Origin of the sequence: Enterobacter cloacae complex sp. IR5384, assembly GCF_049237265.1 — a bacterium.
Taxonomy (GTDB): Bacteria; Pseudomonadota; Gammaproteobacteria; order Enterobacterales; family Enterobacteriaceae; genus Enterobacter; species Enterobacter cloacae.
This window is the reverse complement of sequence record NZ_JBMKHJ010000079.1, coordinates 1-3,724: the sequence shown is the minus strand read 5'-3', so window position 1 is coordinate 3,724 and position 3,724 is coordinate 1. Positions and strand designations below refer to the sequence as shown.

Sequence of the window (3,724 nt, the reverse complement as noted above, 5' to 3'; positions counted from 1 at the left end):
GAATGATGTCACGCTGAAAATGCCGGCCTTTGAATGGGTTCATGTGCAGCTCCATCAGCAAAAGGGGATGATAAGTTTATCACCACCGACTATTTGCAACAGTGCCCAAACCCCCGGATCAGGCTCTCCAGGCCATGCAGAAAGGCCTGCTCACCATCATCACTGTCCATAATCTGCAGCGCTTCCCGCAATAGCGGCGGCAGGTTTTCGTCCGGTGCTGCAGGGCGGTCGGTCAGGGCGGCAGTATGCTCCTGCTGCTCCAGTACGGCACCAAGGGTAAAATGACTGACCGCTGAAATCGCATATAACCCGTCGCGCAGTGAAAAGCCGTTTTCTGTCATAAAGCGTAACTGGGTTTCCACCGTATCATACTGTTTTTCATCAGGGCGGGTGCCGAGGTGCACTTTTGCCCCGTCACGGTAACGCAGCAGCGCCCGGCGGAAACTCATTGCATTATTGCGCAGAAATGACTGCCAGGATTCCCCCGCCGCAGGCAGTGAATAATCATGATGACGCGCCAGGATCTCCACCGCCAGCGCATCCAGTAACGCCCGTTTATTTTTCACATGCCAGTAAAGTGTCGGCTGTTCTATTCCCAGCTTCTGCGCCAGCTTGCGGGTCGTCAGCCCGTCAATCCCTGTCTCATTCAGCAGTTCCAGTGCCGCATCAATAACCGATTCTCTGTTCAGCCGTGCCATGACCGTCTCCTCCGATTTTCAGATTGACACTCTATCATTGATAGGGATATATTCCAACTCTATCAATGATAGGGAATTAACACAGGATCTGAAAAATGAATAAACCCGCTGTCATCGCGCTGGTGATTACACTGCTGGACGCGATGGGAATTGGTCTGATCATGCCGGTATTACCGTCACTGCTGCGGGAATATCTCCCGGAAGCGGATGTGGCAAACCATTACGGCATTCTGCTGGCGCTGTATGCGGTGATGCAGGTCTGTTTTGCTCCGCTGCTGGGCAGATGGTCAGATAAGCTGGGGCGCAGACCGGTGCTGCTGTTATCCCTGGCGGGTGCCGCGTTTGATTACACACTGCTGGCACTGTCCAATGTGCTGTGGATGTTGTATCTCGGGCGGATTATCTCCGGGATCACTGGTGCCACCGGCGCGGTTGCGGCTTCGGTAGTGGCGGACAGCACGGCGGTCAGCGAGCGTACCGCCTGGTTCGGCCGTCTCGGTGCGGCCTTTGGTGCCGGGCTGATTGCCGGGCCGGCTATCGGCGGACTGGCGGGGGATATCTCACCGCATCTGCCGTTTGTCATTGCGGCAATACTGAATGCCTGCACCTTTCTGATGGTCTTTTTTATCTTTAAACCGGCGGTACAGACAGAAGAAAAACCGGCGGAGCAGAAACAAGAAAGCGCAGGTATCAGCTTTATCACACTGCTTAAACCTCTGGCGCTGTTGCTGTTTGTCTTTTTTACCGCGCAGCTTATCGGGCAGATCCCGGCCACTGTCTGGGTATTGTTTACGGAGAGCCGCTTTGCCTGGGACAGCGCGGCGGTCGGTTTTTCACTGGCGGGACTCGGGGCGATGCATGCACTGTTTCAGGCGGTGGTTGCCGGGGCGCTGGCAAAACGGCTGAGTGAGAAAACCATTATTTTCGCCGGATTTATTGCCGATGCCACCGCGTTTTTACTGATGTCTGCTATCACTTCCGGATGGATGGTGTATCCGGTCCTGATCCTGCTGGCAGGCGGCGGAATTGCACTGCCTGCATTGCAGGGCATTATCTCTGCCGGGGCATCGGCGGCAAATCAGGGAAAACTACAGGGTGTGCTGGTCAGCCTGACCAATCTGACCGGCGTGGCGGGCCCGCTGCTGTTTGCTTTTATTTTCAGTCAGACACAGCAGAGTGCGGACGGTACGGTGTGGCTGATTGGCACGGCACTGTACGGTCTGCTGCTGGCAATCTGTCTGCTGATCAGAAAACCGGCACCGGTGGCGGCCACCTGCTGACCGGCGCTATACAGGCAGCGCTGTTGTGCGGTATGGTGGACGGCATTCGTGCTTATCGCCTGCCATGATAAGCCTCAGACACAGAGGAACCGTTATGAAATCACGCGCAGCAGTCGCCTTCGGGCCGGGTTTACCCCTTGAAATTGTTGAAATTGATGTGGCACCGCCGAAGAAAGGTGAAGTGCTGGTGAAAATCAGTCACACCGGGGTATGCCATACCGATGCCTACACGCTTTCCGGTGATGATCCGGAAGGTCTGTTCCCGGTGGTGCTCGGCCATGAAGGTGCCGGGGTGGTGGTTGAGGTCGGTGAGGGCGTGACCAGTGTGAAACCGGGCGACCATGTGATCCCGCTGTACACCGCCGAGTGCGGCGAGTGTGATTTCTGTACCTCCGGTAAAACCAACCTCTGTGTTGCCGTCCGCGAAACCCAGGGCAAAGGCGTGATGCCGGACGGCACCAGCCGTTTTTCGTATAACGGTCAGCCGCTCTATCACTATATGGGCTGCTCGACATTCAGCGAATATACCGTTGTGGCGGAAGTATCACTGGCGAAAATCAATCCGCAGGCCAATGCGGAGCAGGTTTGCCTGCTCGGCTGCGGCGTGACCACCGGGATCGGCGCGGTACACAATACCGCGAAGGTACAGGAAGGGGATTCTGTGGCGGTATTCGGCCTCGGCGGTATCGGGCTGGCCGTGGTGCAGGGCGCACGTCAGGCAAAAGCGGGGCGCATCTTTGCCATCGATACCAATCCATCCAAGTTTGAGCTGGCAAAACAGTTCGGCGCCACAGACTGCATTAATCCCAATGATTATGACAAACCTGTTCAGCAGGTGCTGGTCGAAATGACCAAATGGGGTGTGGATCATACCTTTGAATGTATCGGCAATGTCAATGTGATGCGGTCGGCGCTGGAAAGTGCGCACCGTGGCTGGGGGCAGTCGGTAATTATCGGGGTGGCGGGTGCCGGAAAAGAGATTTCAACCCGTCCGTTCCAGCTGGTGACCGGCCGGGTCTGGAAAGGCACGGCGTTCGGCGGCGTGAAAGGGCGTACCCAGTTGCCGGGAATGGTGGAAGATGCCATGAGCGGCAAAATCGAGCTGGCGCCGTTTGTCACGCACACCATGGAACTGGATAAAATCAATGAAGCTTTTGATTTGATGCACGACGGCAAATCCATCCGCACAGTCATTCATTACTGATAACGTATTCAGGGAGATACTATGGAACGGATTGAACATCACGTCTGTTTCGGCGGCAGCCAGGAAGTCTGGCGTCACCACTCTGCGGTGACCGGCACGCCGATGACTTTTTCCGTGTTTCTGCCGCCGCAGGCAAAAACAGAGAAATGTCCTGTGCTGTACTGGCTTTCCGGGCTGACCTGCAACGAGCAGAATTTTATCACCAAAGCCGGGGCACAGCGTTACGCAGCGGAACACGGCCTGGTGATTGTCGCGCCGGATACCAGTCCGCGCGGCAGTCAGGTGGCGGATGATAAAGAGTACGATCTCGGCCAGGGTGCCGGGTTTTATGTCAATGCCACACAGGAGCCGTGGAAAGCGCATTATCAGATGTATGATTATATTCTGAATGAGCTGCACACCCTGGTAAGCGGGCATTTCGGCACATCGGAAAAACGGGCACTGTTGCAAAGTTAGCGATGAGGCAGCCTTTTGTCTTATTCAAAGGCCTTACATTTCAAAAACTCTGCTTACCAGGCGCATTTCGCCCAGGGGATCACCAT

3 protein-coding genes and 1 pseudogene are annotated in these 3,724 nt (G+C 55.7%); 3 read left to right on the top strand and 1 reads right to left on the bottom strand.

Features of this window, described 5'->3' with window-relative positions; translation table 11 throughout:
- Nucleotides 1–89: 89 nt before the first annotated feature.
- Nucleotides 90–698 carry a tetracycline resistance transcriptional repressor TetR(D) gene (gene tetR(D), locus ACOTX3_RS25785; RefSeq protein ID WP_023352616.1) on the bottom strand — a complete coding sequence of 203 codons (609 nt, stop codon included), beginning with the start codon at nt 696–698 and terminating at the stop codon, nt 90–92.
- 95 nt (nt 699–793) lie between these two features.
- On the opposite strand from tetR(D), the gene tet(D) reads away from it, so the two are divergent.
- From tet(D) to ACOTX3_RS25770, 3 genes and pseudogenes are all read left to right on the top strand, one after another.
- The gene (gene tet(D), locus ACOTX3_RS25780) at nt 794–1,978 is read left to right on the top strand and encodes a tetracycline efflux MFS transporter Tet(D) (RefSeq protein ID WP_001039466.1); all 1,185 of its coding nucleotides are present in this window, start codon (nt 794–796) and stop codon (nt 1,976–1,978) included.
- Between the two features lie 94 nt (nt 1,979–2,072).
- A complete protein-coding gene (locus ACOTX3_RS25775) occupies nt 2,073–3,182 on the top strand; it encodes an S-(hydroxymethyl)glutathione dehydrogenase/class III alcohol dehydrogenase (RefSeq protein WP_000842134.1) in 1,110 nt (369 codons plus the stop codon).
- Between the two features lie 21 nt (nt 3,183–3,203).
- Nucleotides 3,204–3,626 (top strand): annotated as a pseudogene (locus ACOTX3_RS25770) (alpha/beta hydrolase-fold protein); the annotation flags it as partial.
- Nucleotides 3,627–3,724 lie beyond the last annotated feature (98 nt).

What these genes read in the sequence shown, in the direction of transcription:
- ACOTX3_RS25775 (WP_000842134.1), top strand. Translation starts at nt 2,073, where the DNA reads ATGAAATCACGCGCAGCAGTCGCCTTCGGGCCGGGTTTACCCCTTGAA.